This window comes from Lentzea atacamensis, assembly GCF_003269295.1.
GTDB classification, from domain to species: domain Bacteria; phylum Actinomycetota; class Actinomycetes; order Mycobacteriales; family Pseudonocardiaceae; genus Lentzea; species Lentzea atacamensis.
Genome location: NZ_QLTT01000004.1, coordinates 216,399 through 230,598, shown reverse-complemented (window position 1 = coordinate 230,598; position 14,200 = coordinate 216,399). Strand labels below are relative to the sequence as shown.

Here is a 14,200-nt window from a genome sequence, read left to right as displayed (position 1 = left end):
CCCAATCGAGACTATTGGCGGCGTAATAGGCTCGAGATCTGAACTTTCCGGGTTTCGAACCGGCGCAAAACCGCCGATCGGCTGTACCGCGTTCCCTTTGCTGCCGATAGCCTTCCGAGCTTGACCCCGGGAAACGGAGGGGTGATGCTGACGATTTACCCACCGCGCGAGGAGCTCGCCGACCTGTTGGTGACGGGTCCGTTCGCGGACGCGTTGCGGGTGGCGATCCAGGTGCGGGGTCTCAGCCTGGAACGGCTGCAGCACCGCCTGAAGGTCCGCGGCACGCCGATCAGCGTGACGGCGCTGAGCTACTGGCAGTCGGGCAGGCGCAGACCCGAGCGGCCGGAGTCGCTGATGGCGCTCGCCCAGCTGGAGGACGTGCTCGGGCTGCCGGAGGCAGCACTGTCGCGCCTGCTCGGCCCGCCCCGGCCGCGCGGCCGTTCACGCAGGCGGGAGCTGTCGGAGAGGACGGCGTGGGACGGCTCAGGACTCGTCCTGACCGCCCAGCACGACCGCGTGGACGTCGCACCCTGCGGAGGGGTGCGCGCGGTCAGGTCACGTCAGGTCCTGCAGGCGACGGCGGCCGGAGTGGACCGCTGGATCCTCTGCCAGGAAACGGGTTCGTCGCAGCCGGCGCTGACCGCGGTCCGCGCGTGCCGCGTCGGCAGGGTCGCCCGCGAACGGACCAACGGCGTGCTCGTCGCGGAGCTGTTGTTCGACGAACCGATCTCTCCCGGCGAGACGGCGGCGATCGAGTACGAATTGATCTATCCACATCCGACGGTGGAGCACACGCATTTCCGCCGGTTCGCCGAACGGGTGCACGACTACGTGCTGGAGATCAAATTCCCCGCCGAGTCCCCACCGGCCTCCTGCGAGCAATTCGCGTCCGGTCCGGCCGGGACGGAAATGTACGGCGGCGCACGCCCGGCCCCGGTGGACTCCTGGGGTTACGCGCACGCCGCCGCGCTCGACTTCGGTCCCGGCCTCTACGGGATGCGCTGGACCGTGGCGGCGAACGCCTCCGGGTCGTCCACCCACGGGAAGTGACCGGCGCCGGGCTGCACGACGAGCCGCGCGCGTGGGAACAGGTCCGCGTACTCCTGCGCGCGCTTGGGCGGTAGCGCGACGTCGACCTCACCGGCGATCAGAAGTGCTGGCACGTCGAGGGTCTCGAGTGCCGCGCGGGTGACATCGGGGTCGAGTGCGCCCTCGGCGTAGAACTCCCGGGCGCCCTCGTCGTTGGTCGGGTGATCTTCGAGCTCGCGCGCGGCGTCGTCGTATCGGCCGTACCAGAACGGGCCGATCCGCTTGAACGCCTCAGGCGTCATGTTGCCCGCCCAGATCTCTTCGAAGGCCTTGATGGCCTCGGGGTACCAGGGCTCGCCGCTGCGCCGCAGGGCGACCTCGCGGCGGTCCTCGTCGGTGACGTCGATGCCGACGACGCGCGGGCTGGGTGCGACGAGCACGATTTCCTTGACGTGCTGGGGAAATCGCGCCGCGTAGAGGATCGCGAGGGTACCGCCCGCAGAGTGACCGAGCAGCCTGAGCTTGTCGAGCCCGAGGTGCTGCCGGAACGCTTCCACGTCGTCGACCTGCCGGTCCGCCCGGTAGGTCTCCTTCGGTGCTTCCTCGGAGTCGCCCGTGCCGCGCAGGTCGAGCCGGAGCACGTCGCCGAGCGGCAGGCCGGCCAGATAGGACGACGCCTGCATCGGCCCGCCCGGCAGGCAGATCAGCGGATCTGGGCCGGACGGGCCGTGGTAAGCGAGTTTGGTGCCGTCATACGTGCTGAATGTCCCCATGCCGCGCAGTGTGTCAGTACGACCTGGGCAACTTCAGGCTGTTTTGCGCGACGAAGTTGAGGACCATCTCCCGCGAAACGGGCGCGATCCGGGAGAGCCGCGACATGCCGAGCATCGACGCCAGGCCGAACTCGGAGGTGAGCCCGTTGCCGCCGTGGGTCTGGATCGCCTGGTCGACGGCGGCCGCGATGGCCTCGCCGGCCGCGTACTTGGCCATGTTGGCGGCCTCACCGGCGTCCTTGTCACGGCCCGCGTCGTACAGCGCGGCTGCCTTCTGCGTCATCAGCCTGGCCAGCTCGATCTCGATGTGGATCTTCGCCAGCGGGTGCGCGAGGCCCTGGTGCGAACCGATCGGGTTGTCCCACACCTGACGCTGCTGGGCGTAGGTGACGGCTTTGCTGATGGCCAGGCGGGCGGAACCGGTGGCCATGCTCGCGCCCATGATCCGTTCGGGGTTGAGGCCCGCGAAGACCTGTAGCAGGCCCTGGTCCGGTGAGCCCACGACCGCGTCGTCCGGCAGCCTGACGTCGTCGAAGAACAGCGTGAACTGCTTCTCCGGCGCTAGCAGGTCCATCTCGATCTGGTGCCAGGTGAAGCCCTCGGCGTTGGTGGGAACGACGACGAGCACCGGCCCGGTCTTCTGGATGGCGACGACGAGGACGGCGTCGACCTCGTCGATGCCGGAGATGAACGTCTTGGTGCCCTTGAGGATCCAGTCGTCGCCGACGCGCCGGACGTGCGTCTTCAGCTGGTGCGCGTTGGATCCCGCGTCCGGCTCGGTGATCGCGAACGCCATCTTCAGCGTGCCGTCCGCGAAACCGGGCAGCCACTTGGACTTCTGCTCGCTCGTGCCGAACCTCGCGATCACCGTGGCGCAGATCGCGGGCGACACCACCATGAGCAGCAACGGACATCCCGCCGCGGCCAGCTCTTCACACACCGCCGCGAGGTCACCGATGCCGCCGCCACCACCGCCGTACTCCTCCGGCACCGCGACACCGAGGTAACCGAGCTTGCCCGCTTCCTCCCACAGCTCGGTGGTCTTCTCCCCCGAGCGGGCCTTGGCGACGAAGTACTCGGTGCCGTACTTGGCGCCCAGCTCGGACACGGCCTTGCGCAGCGCGATCCGCTCTTCGGACTCGACGAAGCTCATTGCTCGTCTCCACTCTTTTCGGCTACTACGGCCAGGACGTCGCCGGCGTTGACCTGCTGGGCCTTCTCGACGAGGAGTTCGGTGACGGTGCCCGCGCTGGTCGCGAGCACGCGGTGTTCCATCTTCATGGCTTCCAGGACCAGGAGCTCGGCACCGGCCTCGACCTGGTCACCCTGCTGGACGCCGACCCGGACGACCGTGCCGGGCATCGGGGCGACGGTCGCGCCCGGTGCGAGCCCGGTCTCCGGTTCGGGGAAGCGCGGCACGATCCTGAGGCTGACGGAGCCGCGCGGTGAGTCGACCTCGACGAGATCGCCGTACCGGGCGACGTGGAACGGCGTGCGCACTCCGTCCAAATCCAGAGCGACCACGTCGGGGGTGGCCTGCTTCGGGTCGTACTCGACCTCGATCTCGGTTTCCCCGACCAGGAACTTCGCCTTCGGCCGCTGCGAGCGGACGTTGCGCCAGCCGAGCGGCAGGTGCCCGACCCTGCGGGTGGCGGCGTTGGCCAGCGCCGCGGCGAGCGCAAACGGTTGCGGGTCGACGGTCCGGGCGAACTCGTGCTCCGCCAGGAACCCGGTGTGCGTGTCGCCGTTGAGGAAGGCGTCGTGCCTGAGGATGTCCACGAGCAGGCGGCGGTTCGTGACCAGGCCGTGGATCCGGGCACTCTCCAGCGCGGTCGCGAGCTTGCGGATGGCGGCCGCGCGCGTCGGTGCGTGCGCGATCACCTTGGCCAGCATGGGGTCGTAGTGGACCGAGATCTCCGCCCCGTCCTCGACACCGCTGTCGAGCCTGATGTCCCCCGGCACGTGGAACCGGTGCAGGGTGCCGCTCGCCGGGCGCCAGTCGCGGTCGGGGTCCTCGGCGTAGAGGCGGACCTCGATGGCGTGCCCGTTCGGTTCCGGCGTTTGCGTTGGCAGCTTTGCGCCTTCGGCGATCCGCAGCTGCCATTCGACGAGATCCACGCCGTGGACCAGTTCGGTGACCGGGTGCTCGACCTGCAGGCGAGTGTTGACCTCCAGGAAGTGGAAGTCCTCGCCCTTCAGCATGAACTCCACGGTGCCCGCGCCGACGTACCCGATCGACTCGGCCGCGGCCGTCGCCGCCGCGAACAAGCGCTTGCGGATGTCGTCGGTGACCGCCGGGCTGGGCGACTCCTCGACGATCTTCTGGTGCCGGCGCTGGATCGAGCACTCGCGTTCGCCGAGCGCCCACACCGTGCCGTGCGTGTCCGCGAGGATCTGCACCTCGACGTGCCGTGCGTGCTCCAGCAACGGCTCGCAGAACACCGTCGGGTCGCCGAACGCCGACTCGGCCTCACGTCGCGCGCTGGCGAGAGCGTCCGCGAACTCGGCTTTCTCGCGAACGATCCGCATGCCGCGACCGCCGCCGCCCGCCGATGCCTTGATCAGCACCGGGAACTCGGTGACCGTCTCCGGGTCGAGCTCGGGCAGCGTGGGCACACCGGCGGCCGCCATGCGCTTCTTCGCGGCGACCTTGGAGCCCATGGCCTCGATGGCGTCCGGTTCCGGGCCGACCCAGGTCAGGCCCGCCTCCTGGACCTTCCTGGCGAAGCCGGCGTTCTCGCTGAGAAAGCCGTAGCCGGGGTGGACGGCGTCCGCTCCCGCCTTGAGCGCCGCCTCGACGATCAGGTCGGCGCGGAGGTAGGTGTCGGTCGGGGACGCGCCGGGCAGGTTGACGGCGAAGTCGGCTTCCCGGACGTGCGGTGCGTCGGTGTCCGGGTCGGAGAAGACCGCGACCGTGCGGATTCCGCCTGCCTGGCAGGTGCGGATGATCCGGCGGGCGATCTCGCCGCGGTTGGCGATCAGGAGAGTCTTGATCACTGGTCTCACATCCGGAAGACGCCGAAGCCGTCGGCGCCCTTGATCGGTCCGCTGTGGACAGCGGAGAGGCAGATCGCGAGCACGGTCCTGGTGTCGCGCGGGTCGATCACGCCGTCGTCGTAGAGCTTTCCGGACAGGAACGGCGCCAGCGACTGCTCCTCGATCTGCGCCTCGACCATCTTGCGCATGGCCGCGTCGTGTTCCTCGTTGTACTCCTGACCCTTCGCCGCGGCGGCCTGCCGTCCGACGATCGACAGCACACCGGCGAGCTGCGCGGGCCCCATCACGGCCGACTTGGCGTTGGGCCAGGTGAACAGGAACCGCGGGTCGTACGCCCTGCCGCACATGCCGTAGTTGCCCGCGCCGTAGCTCGCGCCCATCGTGATCGTCAGGTGCGGGACCTTGCTGTTGGACACCGCGTTGATCATCATCGAGCCGTGCTTGACGATGCCGCCCTGCTCGTACTGGGCGCCGACCATGTAGCCGGTGGTGTTCTGCAGGAAGACGAGCGGTGTGTCGCTCTGGTTGGCGAGCTGGATGAACTGCGTGGCCTTCTGCGACTCCTCGCTGAACAGGACGCCGCGCGCGTTGGCGAGGATGCCGACCGGGTAGCCGTGGATCCTGGCCCAGCCGGTGACGAGGCTGTTGCCGTACAACGGTTTGAACTCGTCGAACTTCGACCCGTCGACGAGCCGCGCGATGACGTCCCTGGGGTCGAACGGCACCCGCTGGTCCTCTGACACGATGTCGAGGATGCTTTCGGCGTCGTGGAGCGGCTCTTCGACCGCGTACGGCTCCGGACCCTGCTTGCGCCAGTCGAGCCGCGCGACGACCCTGCGGGCCAGCCGGATCGCGTCGGTCTCGTCCTCCGCGACGAAGTCCGCGAGGCCGGACGTGGTGCCGTGCATCGTCGCGCCGCCCAGGCTCTCGTCGTCGGCGTCCTCACCGGTCGCCATCTTGACGAGCGGCGGGCCGCCGAGGAACACCTTCGACCGGTCCTTGACCATGATCACGTAGTCCGACATGCCCGGTACGTACGCGCCGCCGGCCGTGGCGTTGCCGAACACCGCCGTGATCGTCGGGATGCCGGCCGCGCTCAGCCTGGTGAGGTCACGGAACGCCCGTCCGCCGGGGATGAAGATCTCGCTCTGCGTCGGCAGATCCGCTCCGCCCGACTCGACGAGGCTGACCAGCGGCAACCGGTTCTGCAGCGCGATGTCGTTGGCCCTGAGGCTTTTGCGGAGCGTGTACGGGTTGCTGGCGCCACCGCGGACCGTCGGGTCGTTCGCGACGATCACGCACTCGACACCTTCGATCCGCCCGATACCGGTGACCACGCTGGCGCCCACAGGGAAGTCCGTGCCCCAGGCGGCGAGCGGCGACAGCTCCAGGAACGGGCTGTCCTCGTCGACGAGCAGCTCGACCCGTTCACGGGCGAGGAGCTTGCCTCGCCCGTGGTGCCGCTCGACGTACTTGGGCCCACCGCCCGCGAGTGCTTTGGCGTGCTCGGCGTCCAGCTCCGCGATCTTCGCGAGCAACGCCTCCCTGTTGCTCATCAGGCGAACCCCAATCGTCGTGCCGCGAGCTCGGTCATCACTTCACTCGCACCGCCCCCGATACCGAGGATGCGGGCATCCCGGTAATGACGCTCCACTTCGGACTCCCGCATGTATCCCGTGCCGCCGTGCAGCTGCACCGCCGTGTCCACCACTTCACCGCAGGCCTCGACGGCCGCGTTCTTGGCGAAGCAGACCTCGGTGACGCAGTCCTCGCCGCGGTTGACGCGTGCCGCGACCTCCCTGACGTAGGTCCGGGTCAGGTCGATCTTCTGCGCCATCCCGGCGAGCTTGTGGCTCACCACCTGGTTCTTGATGAGCGGCTTGCCGAACGTCTCGCGGTTGCGGACCCACTCCACCGTGAGGTCCAGCGCCCGTTGCGCCGTCGCGTACGCCTCGACGGCCATGGTCACGCGCTCGACCTGGAACTGCCGCATGATCTGCGCGAATCCCTGGTTCTCCTCGCCCACCAGGTTCTTCACGGGCACTCTGACGTCGTCGAAGTGCAGTTCCGCGGTGTCGCTGCAGTGCCAGCCCATCTTGTCGAGCTTGCGGCGCGTGAAGCCGTCCTCGATCACGAGCAGCGAGATGCCCTTGTACCCCGGCTCCCCGGTCCGCACGGCGGTGGTGACGAAGTCGGCCCGGCACCCCGAGGTGATGAACGTCTTCTCGCCGTTGACGACGTAGACGTCGCCTTCTCGCACGGCTTTCGTCCGGATGCTCGCGACGTCGGATCCCGCACCGGGCTCGGTGACCGCGAGGCTGCCGATCTTCTCGCCCCTGATGGCGGGCTTCGCGAACCTTTCCCTGAGGTCCTCGTTGCCGCTCTGCCAGATGTGCGGGATCGCGATGCCGAGCGTGAACAGCGCCGCCATCACCCCGGACGAGCCTCCGTTCTGGATGATCTCCTCGGTGAGCACCACGCTGTCGATCAGGTCGCCGTGCTCGAACCCGATGCCCAGCAGGTCGAGCTCGGCCGCCTTCTTGTGCAGCTCGCGCGGGATCTCGCCGTCCCGTTCCCACTGGCCGAGGTGCGGCGCGATCTCCCTGCGCGTGAAGTCGCGGACGAGCTGCCGCAGTTCCTTCCGCTCGTACAGATCCTTCGTGATCACAGGAGCTCCTCCGGGATCTCGGCTTCCCTGCTGCGCAACCACTCGCCCAGCGCCTTCGCCTGCGGGTCGAACCGCGTGCTGCTGGCCACGCCCTCGCCGAGCAGCCCGTGCAGCACGAAGTTGAGCGCCTTCAGGTTGGGCAGCTCGTACCGGCTGACCTCGTTCGCCTCCGGCAGCAGCTCCTTGAGCTTCTCGGTGGTGAGAAACCCTTTGAGCCACTCGTAGGCCTCCGGCGTGCGCGTCCAGATCCCGAGGTTCGCGTCCCCGCCCTTGTCGCCGCTGCGCGCCCCGGCGATCACTCCCAGCGGCCTCTTCACAGCAACACCGCCTTGGCGCTGACCTCGTCACGCTTCACGTACGCCGCCTTGTACACCCCGAACGGCACCCCGTCACCCGGTGGCGCCGTGACGTGGAACCCGGGATAGCTGGCGAGCGCCAGCTCGATCGCCGCCCGGCTGAACCCCTTGGCCCGCTTGGGATCGGCGGTCTTGATCGTGGCGTGCAGCAACGCGCTGGCCCGCTCCTCGGTGTCCGCGTCCGCGTGGTCGGTCCGCGCCAGCGTCCACGTCAGCCCGTCGTCACCGACGGCGTCGCGCAGCTGCCGCTTGACGAGCTCGGCCTTGGCCTCGACGTCGAGTCCGGTGAGGACGAACGTCGTGGAGTTCCTGAACCCGCCCAACGTGTTGAGGCACACCTTGAGCGTGTCCGGCGGCGGACTGCCTCTGGTTCCGCTGATCCTGACACCGCGCTCTTCCTGGGCGAGCTCGATGGTGTCGAAGTGCGTGGTGACGTCCGGCCCCAGATACTCCGGCGCCCCGATCTCGTACAACAGCTGAGCCGTGACGGTGTCGGTGGTCACCGCCCCGCCCGTCCCGTCGTGCTTGGTGATGAGACACGACCCGTCCTCGTCGATCTCCGCGATCGGAAACCCGGGCCGGGTCGCGTCGATCTCGGTGAAGAACGAGAAGTTCCCGCCGGTGGCCTGCGTCCCGCACTCCAGCACGTGCCCCGCGACCGTGGCCCCGGCCAGCCGATCCCAGTCGTCCCGCGCCCACCCGAAGTGCGCCGCGGCGGGCCCGACCACCAGGCTCGCGTCCGTGACCCGCCCGGTGACCACGACCTGCGCCCCCTGGTTCAGGCACTCCGCGATCTCCCACGCCCCCAGATAGGCGTTGGCGGTCAGGGCGTCCGGGAACCGCACCCTGAGATCGTCGCCGGTGACGTACCCGACCTTGGCGTCCAGCTTTCGCGCCAGCCCCTCGGGGTTGAGCCCGCCCGCGTTCGTCACGATCTTGACACCCTTGTCGAGCGCCAGCCCGAGACAGTCCTCCATCTGCCGCAGGAACGTCTTCGCGTAGCCCAGCGACGAGTCCTTCATCCGGTCCCGGCCGAGGATCAGCATGGTCAGCTCGGCGAGGTAGTCCCCGGTCAGCACGTCGAGCTCGCCGCCTTCGAGCTGCTCGCGCATGGCGGACAGCCGATCCCCGTAGAACCCGGACGCGTTGCCGATCCTGATCACCGCCCACCTCCCGGCGGCCCCGCAAAGGCTTGCGCGATCGGCACCCACTGCTCGGCAACCTCGCCCACGGCTTCGATCGCCAGCTCCTTGCGACTCCGCCGCTGCGTGACCAGCCACGCGAAATCCAGCGCCGGCCCGGAAACCCGGTTCGCGGCCCCCTCCGGCCCCCAGACCCAGCTCTCCCCACCGGGCCCGGTCAGCTCGACCCGAACCTCCACGTCAGGCACAGCCAGCCCGTTGAGCAGAAACGCGAACCCGATGGTCCGCACCCCGATGTGACACACGTGCCGAATCCGCGCGGTGGGCTCCCGCACCACCCCGAGCGCGTCCGCGACGTCCTGCCCGTGCGCCCACGTCTCCATGATCCGCGCGGTGGCCATCGACGCCGGACTCATCGGCGGCCCGAACCACACGATCTTCCCCTCGGCCCGCGCGAGGTGCTCCCGCAACGCCGCCCGGCTGTCCCGCCACAACGCCAGCAGGTTCGGCAGCGCCGCCGCCTCTGCCGCGGTCCGGTCCACGATGTCCCCGGTCAGCGGCTGCGCCTGAAACGCCTCGGGATCGGTGATGGCGAGGATCGCCGCCTTGTCCGTCCACATGAGATGGCCGATCTGATGCCCGATCGTCCACCCCTCGGCGGGCGTCGGCAGCGACCAGTCCTCCGCGCCGGTGACGAGATCGTCGAGCTCGCGCGACTCTGCGTCCAGGTCGGCCAGCAGTTCCGTGATCACAGCTGTTCCTCCAGCATCCTCGCCCAGTAGCGCACGACGTGCGCGCGGCGCTTGCCGTCATCGGCCAGCTGGTTGGCCAGCGCCAGCCCGCGCACGAGGTCCAGCGTCGCCTGCACTGCGTCCTTCACGCCCGGCTTGGTCTCGTCGGCGTCGAGCAGCTCCAGCGCCAGGCCGTACACCTCCCGCCCCAGCCGCGCCTGCAGTTCCAGCACCTGCTCGCGCAGCTCCGGGTCCGTGCGCGCCGCCACCCACAACTCCAGCGCCGCCGTGAACAGGTCGCTGGCGTGGAAGTCCGCGATCAGCTCCACCACGGCGTGCGTGCTCTTGTCCGTGATCGCCGCTCGCCGCTTGAGCACCTCGACGCTCTCCGCGCCCACGTGTTCCACGGCCGCCGCCACCAGTTCGCCGCGCGTCCTGAAGTGGTGCAGCTGCGCACCCCGTGACACCCCGGCCCGCTCGGCCACCTCGGTCGTCGTCGTGCCCGACCAGCCGCGCTCCACCAGGCACTCGACCGTCGCCTCCATCAGCTTCCGCTTGGTCTCGCGGGTGCGGTCGGCCTGACGCTGCCTCGTCTCCACGCCCCCGAGTGTTCCGGGCCACAAACAAACAGTCAAGCCTGCTTGTAAATGCCACTCCTCACCTCCCTTCGCCGAACCCAGCCCCAGCCCAGCCCAGCCCAGCCGCCGCCCGCCCCCCTTCCTTCTGCGGGGAGGAAGATGACCATGGTTTCGGGACACCCAACAGACGCACTCAGGCGCAGATCAGGACAAACTTCACCCGTCGGAGTGACTGCTAGCGTCCAGCAACGATGAGCACCGTCGATCGACTCAGGGCCGCGGGCTGCGTGTTCGCCGAAGAAGAAGCCGCCCTGCTCGAAGAAGCCGCCGCCTCCGCAGAACACCTCGAACAACTCGTCACCCAGCGAGTCGAGGGATTACCGCTCGAACACGTCGTGGGCTGGGCCGAGTTCTGCGGCCGGCGAATCACGATCACCAAGGGCGTGTTCGTACCGCGCCACCGCACCGAACTGCTGGTCGACCTGGCGACCGACCTGAACCCCGAGCTGGTCGTCGACCTGTGTTGCGGATCGGGAGCGATCGGCGCGGTCCTGCAACACAGGCTCCCGAAGGCGACCGTCTACGCGGCCGACATCGACCCCGCGGCCGTGGCCTGCGCACGCAAGAACCTCACGAACGTCTTCGAGGGCGACCTGTTCGACGCGCTGCCCCAAGACATAAGAGGACACATCGACGTCGTGGTGGCGAACGTCCCGTACGTGCCCACCGACGACATCCGCTTCATGCCGCCCGAAGCCCGCGACTTCGAGGCCCGAGTCGCGCTCAACGGCGGACCGGACGGCCTGGACGTCCTGCGCAGGGTGGCGGCCCAGGCGGCGCACTGGCTCAAGCCCGGCGGCCACCTGATGAGCGAAACGAGCAGCCGCCAAGCCCATGGCGCCCTGGCCGCGTTCACCGACGCCGGCCTCAACGCAAGGGTCGTGACCAGCGAAGACGCCACCGCGATCGTCGGCAGCCCGCCCAAGTAGCCACCAACAAGAAAAACCGCCTCGACGAACCGTGCGCTGATCCGTACAATGTACGGTATGTCGTACGACGAGGTCATGCAGTGGTTCGCGAAATGGGACGAGCTCGCGGTCAAGGGCGAGGTCGAGCAGATGGCCGACATGGCGCTGTTCCCGATCAACACGGTCACCGACGGCTCGGCGACGTCGTGGGACCGGGAGCGCTTCCTCAAGGAGATGGGCGCGCAGCTGGGCGGTGGCGGCGAAGTGAAGATGGAGTCGGTCAGGACGCCGCACTTCATCAACGACAACCTGGTCTTCGTGATCACCGACGGGACGATCAACGGCTACACCGTGCGCTACGGCGACCTGCTCGTGAAGGTCGGCGACGAGTGGAAGTTCCAGACGATGGTCCAGGGCGGCTGGGCCTAGGTACAACAGAAGCATGATCGCTATGCAGTACGAGATCGCCCTGCCGTCGAACTACGACATGGGGATCATCCGCGAGCGTGTCCGCACGCGGGGTCATGCGCTGGACGACTTCGCAGGGCTCGGCTTCAAGGCGTACCTGATCCGCGGTACCCAGTACGCGCCGTTCTACGTGTGGAACACCTCGGCCGGCATGGCGAACTTCCTCTACCGCGGCGGCGGCTTCCAGGGGATTCTCGCGGACTTCGGCAGGCCCGTGGTCCAGCACTGGCCGGGGGTCGCGTTCCTCAAGGGGGACGCCGCGAAAGCGAACTACGCGACACGCACCATCACGAGGCTCGCACCGGAGGCGAACCCGATCGACGTCGTGAAGGAGATCAGGCTGGACAAGATGCCCGGCCTGCACTCCGCGGCCGTCGGCGTGGATCCGCGCACGTGGGAAGTCGTGCGCTTCGAACTGTGGGAGGAACACCCCGGGGAAGAGGGTGTCTACGAAGTCCTCCACTTCTCCCAGCCTGAGCTGGAAGAAATCACAGCAGGGTGAGCTGTTCCTGGTCCACCCGCTGAGCCGGCACACCGGACGGCAGGCTGCCGTCGGGCCACACGCCGTCGTCGTCACCGGGCACACCGGTGACGGCGTCGGTGGAACGGCCGCGCGGCGCCAGGCCGTGCTTCTCGATCAGCGGAACGACGCGCGCCGTCAGCCGGGCGCGGTACCGCTTGTCCACATAGGACCCAGATCCGTACAGATACCGGTACGTCTCGACGAGATCCGGGTGCTCGCGGCGAAGCCACGCCGCGAACCACTCCCGAGCACCCGGCCGCAGGTGCAACGGCAGCACCGTCACCCCGGTGGCTCCGGCGTCCGCGATCTGCTCCAGCAGAAAGTCGAGCTGCTCAACGGAATCCGTCAGCTCGGGCAGCACGGGCGCCACGAAGACACCGCACGGCAAGCCGGCTTCCCGCACCTTCCGCACCAGGTCCAGCCGAGCCGCGGGCGTCGGAGTTCCCGGCTCCAGCGACTTGTGCAGGTCGCGGTCCATCAACGCGAGCGACACCGCGATCCCGACCGGCACGACCTGCGCCGCCGCGGACAGCAGCGGCAGGTCGCGGGCCAGCAGCGTGCCCTTCGTCAGGATCGAGAACGGGGTACGAGAGGCGGTCAGGGCCTCGATGATCCCTGGCATCAAGGCGTACCGCCCCTCCGCCCGCTGGTACGGGTCGGTGTTGGTGCCGAGCGCCACGTGTTCCTGCTTCCAGCGCTTGGAACGCAGCTGACGCGACAGCACCTCCCCCGCGTTGACCTTGACGATGAGCTGGCTGTCGAAGTCGCGGCCGGTGTCGAGATCCAGGTACGAATGCGTCTTGCGCGCGAAACAGTTGTGCGACACCACGCCGTTCGCGATGAAGTCACCGGTGCCCGTCGTGATGTCGAACAGCGTCATTTCCTCAAGCGGCTCCACGGAGACGACGCCGAGCGGCTGCTGCGACTTGATCGCCACGCCGTCGATGTCGCGCTTGCGCGTGATCGCCGGGTCGACGGTGTGGAAGAAGCGCAGGTTCTCCCGCAGCCCGCCGCGCAGACGCACGACCCGCACGCCACGACGGCGGCGCAGTTCCTCGATCGCGAAGTCGAAGTGGAAGTGCTTGAGTGCCAAGGAGATCGCTTCGACGACGGTGGCGTTGCGCGTCGACATGCGCAGGATGCTGCGCGAGCAGGTCCCGAGGTAGTCGAAGGCACCGGCCAGGAATCCCTTGAGCCAGTCCGGGTTCGGGGCTATCTGCCAGTGCGCGAGCTCGCGCACTTGGTGCAGAAATCCCCTCCCTTCTCGCACACCGAAGTAGTCGAGATACTCCCGCGTGCGGTCCATGGCCTCTATGTCGGCCAGCGGAATCCGGAACTCGTTCTCGTCATCGACCATGCCGCGCAGGTAGCCGCGGCGGTAGTCGTCGGTCACGGTCGGCTGCTCGACGAAAGCCCCCGTGCCCATCAGCTTGTTGCCGGTCGTGAGGTGCGGGCGGCGGCCCGTGCCGGCGGTTTCGCCGGTCACGTGCTTCCAGCCGCGGTCGGTCAGGAAGCGGTGGTCACCGGAGGCGACCAGCGAGGTCCCGTCCTCCAGCGTCAACCGGTAGGCGGTCTTGCGCGTCTCCCAGTGCGCGAGAACCGTCGTGAGCTTGTAGCGCCGGTAGTTGCCGACGAGCTCGGTGCCGTAGATCTGGTCGCCGGTCCGCAACGACGACAACGGCTTGGTTCGCCCGTCGGCCATGAGGATCGGGGTGTCACCGGCCAGGCAGTAGGTGCAGGCGTGTGAGCAGCCCCGATACGGGTTCACCGTCCACGAGAAGGGCAGCGACGACCCCGGTACTCCGTTGAGCACGGATTTGGCGCGGACCTCGTGGAACACCACGTCCGCGAACTCAGGAGTTCGTACGCTGCGCACCAGTCCCGGTAGCCCCGGTAGTGCCTGCTGCGGCTCTGCCTCGAGTTTCTGTCCGTCCCATCGCACACCCTCGATTCGAACACATGTTCGA

At 68.5% G+C, this 14,200-nt stretch carries 12 protein-coding genes and 1 pseudogene; 4 read left to right on the top strand and 9 right to left on the bottom strand.

Annotation, left to right across the window (positions count from 1 at the left end; genetic code table 11):
* The first annotated feature begins 144 nt into the window (after positions 1-144).
* Positions 145-1,050 carry a helix-turn-helix domain-containing protein gene (locus tag C8D87_RS20060; protein ID WP_146771795.1) on the top strand — a complete coding sequence of 302 codons (906 nt, stop codon included), beginning with the start codon at positions 145-147 and terminating at the stop codon, positions 1,048-1,050.
* On the opposite strand, the gene C8D87_RS20055 is transcribed toward C8D87_RS20060, so the two are convergent.
* The 8 genes and pseudogenes from C8D87_RS20055 to C8D87_RS20020 form a co-directional block, all read right to left on the bottom strand.
* Entirely contained in the window at positions 990-1,802 is an 813-nt protein-coding gene (locus tag C8D87_RS20055; protein WP_112227900.1) for an alpha/beta fold hydrolase, read from the bottom strand. The two genes, C8D87_RS20060 and C8D87_RS20055, sit on opposite strands and share 61 nt — an antisense overlap.
* 13 nt (positions 1,803-1,815) lie before the next feature.
* Entirely contained in the window at positions 1,816-2,955 is a 1,140-nt protein-coding gene (locus C8D87_RS20050; RefSeq protein ID WP_112227899.1) for an acyl-CoA dehydrogenase family protein, read from the bottom strand.
* On the bottom strand, positions 2,952-4,799 hold the full coding sequence (locus tag C8D87_RS20045; protein ID WP_112227898.1) for an ATP-binding protein: 1,848 nt from the start codon (positions 4,797-4,799) through the stop codon (positions 2,952-2,954). Before C8D87_RS20045 ends, C8D87_RS20050 begins: the two co-directional genes overlap by 4 nt.
* 5 nt (positions 4,800-4,804) lie before the next feature.
* Positions 4,805-6,355, bottom strand: coding sequence for an acyl-CoA carboxylase subunit beta (locus C8D87_RS20040; RefSeq protein ID WP_112227897.1), 1,551 nt, complete (start codon positions 6,353-6,355; stop codon positions 4,805-4,807).
* Positions 6,355-7,467, bottom strand: coding sequence for an acyl-CoA dehydrogenase family protein (locus tag C8D87_RS20035; RefSeq protein WP_112227896.1), 1,113 nt, complete (start codon positions 7,465-7,467; stop codon positions 6,355-6,357). The genes C8D87_RS20040 and C8D87_RS20035 overlap by 1 nt, the downstream gene beginning before the upstream one ends.
* Positions 7,464-8,935, bottom strand: a pseudogene (locus C8D87_RS20030) (acyclic terpene utilization AtuA family protein). Before C8D87_RS20030 ends, C8D87_RS20035 begins: the two are co-directional and overlap by 4 nt.
* 47 nt (positions 8,936-8,982) lie before the next feature.
* Positions 8,983-9,717 carry a TIGR03084 family metal-binding protein gene (locus tag C8D87_RS20025; RefSeq protein ID WP_112227895.1) on the bottom strand — a complete coding sequence of 245 codons (735 nt, stop codon included), beginning with the start codon at positions 9,715-9,717 and terminating at the stop codon, positions 8,983-8,985.
* Entirely contained in the window at positions 9,714-10,241 is a 528-nt protein-coding gene (locus C8D87_RS20020; protein ID WP_109637947.1) for a TetR/AcrR family transcriptional regulator, read from the bottom strand. Before C8D87_RS20020 ends, C8D87_RS20025 begins: the two co-directional genes overlap by 4 nt.
* A 284-nt stretch (positions 10,242-10,525) precedes the next feature.
* Here C8D87_RS20020 and C8D87_RS20015 point away from each other — a divergent pair, with 284 nt between their 5' ends.
* Genes C8D87_RS20015 through C8D87_RS20005 form a run of 3 tightly spaced genes read left to right on the top strand, consistent with a single transcriptional unit; the run spans position 10,526 to position 12,212 of the window.
* Positions 10,526-11,263 carry a putative protein N(5)-glutamine methyltransferase gene (locus C8D87_RS20015; protein WP_112227894.1) on the top strand — a complete coding sequence of 246 codons (738 nt, stop codon included), beginning with the start codon at positions 10,526-10,528 and terminating at the stop codon, positions 11,261-11,263.
* Between the two features lie 57 nt (positions 11,264-11,320).
* On the top strand, positions 11,321-11,671 hold the full coding sequence (locus C8D87_RS20010) for a nuclear transport factor 2 family protein (protein ID WP_233439592.1): 351 nt from the start codon (positions 11,321-11,323) through the stop codon (positions 11,669-11,671).
* A gap of 13 nt (positions 11,672-11,684) precedes the next feature.
* Complete coding sequence (locus C8D87_RS20005; protein WP_112227893.1) at positions 11,685-12,212, top strand: DUF4865 family protein; 528 nt, start codon at positions 11,685-11,687, stop codon at positions 12,210-12,212.
* Here C8D87_RS20005 and C8D87_RS20000 read toward each other — a convergent pair.
* Complete coding sequence (locus tag C8D87_RS20000) at positions 12,199-14,175, bottom strand: intein-containing Rv2578c family radical SAM protein (RefSeq protein WP_112227892.1); 1,977 nt, start codon at positions 14,173-14,175, stop codon at positions 12,199-12,201. The two genes, C8D87_RS20005 and C8D87_RS20000, sit on opposite strands and share 14 nt — an antisense overlap.
* Positions 14,176-14,200 lie beyond the last annotated feature (25 nt).

Bases quoted from the DNA above. Each gene is read 5' to 3' on its own strand.
- C8D87_RS20060 (WP_146771795.1), top strand. From the start codon at position 145: ATGCTGACGATTTACCCACCGCGCGAGGAGCTCGCCGACCTGTTGGTG.
- C8D87_RS20055 (WP_112227900.1), bottom strand. From the start codon at position 1,802: ATGGGGACATTCAGCACGTATGACGGCACCAAACTCGCTTACCACGGC.
- C8D87_RS20050 (WP_112227899.1), bottom strand. From the start codon at position 2,955: ATGAGCTTCGTCGAGTCCGAAGAGCGGATCGCGCTGCGCAAGGCCGTG.
- C8D87_RS20040 (WP_112227897.1), bottom strand. From the start codon at position 6,355: ATGAGCAACAGGGAGGCGTTGCTCGCGAAGATCGCGGAGCTGGACGCC.
- C8D87_RS20020 (WP_109637947.1), bottom strand. From the start codon at position 10,241: ATGGAGGCGACGGTCGAGTGCCTGGTGGAGCGCGGCTGGTCGGGCACG.
- C8D87_RS20015 (WP_112227894.1), top strand. From the start codon at position 10,526: ATGAGCACCGTCGATCGACTCAGGGCCGCGGGCTGCGTGTTCGCCGAA.
- C8D87_RS20010 (WP_233439592.1), top strand. From the start codon at position 11,321: ATGTCGTACGACGAGGTCATGCAGTGGTTCGCGAAATGGGACGAGCTC.
- C8D87_RS20005 (WP_112227893.1), top strand. From the start codon at position 11,685: ATGATCGCTATGCAGTACGAGATCGCCCTGCCGTCGAACTACGACATG.